Source organism: Bacteroides caecigallinarum (assembly GCF_021531075.1).
Classification (GTDB): domain Bacteria; phylum Bacteroidota; class Bacteroidia; order Bacteroidales; family Bacteroidaceae; genus Phocaeicola; species Phocaeicola caecigallinarum_B.
On the sequence record NZ_JADYTJ010000162.1, the window covers coordinates 1 to 432 of the forward strand.

Here is a 432-nt window from a genome sequence, read left to right on the forward strand (position 1 = left end):
TAAATAAAGATATTCAGGTGACTATAGCACGAAGGTTCCACCTCTTCCCATTCCGAACAGAGAAGTTAAGCTTCGTCACGCCGATGGTACTGCGTACATGTGGGAGAGTAGGTAGTCGCCGTTTTAAGGAGAAAGATCCCCGAGGTAGAGATACTTCGGGGATTTTCGCGTTTATAGGGGTCTGAATGTAATAATATTGCGTTATCCTGGACCGGAATAAACGTATAATGAGATCGAGTAAGAATCTGATGGTTTACAAGTTTCTCATAAAGCAACATAGAGAACTTAAGTATTTTTGTACTATGAATTATTACTGTCCGCTAAAGACGTGAATTCCCTCCCAACTTGCTGAAATAGATAAGTTGGGAGTTATTTTCATATCAGACAAGCCCCTCTTATGAGCTTATTACCTCCTTAGGTGGTGGTTCTGCT

At 41.0% G+C, this 432-nt stretch carries 1 rRNA gene; it reads left to right on the plus strand.

Annotated features, from left to right (window positions below):
* The first annotated feature begins 13 nt into the window (after positions 1-13).
* A 5S ribosomal RNA gene (gene rrf / locus I6E11_RS14895) occupies positions 14-124 on the plus strand.
* The last annotated feature ends 308 nt before the right edge of the window (positions 125-432 follow it).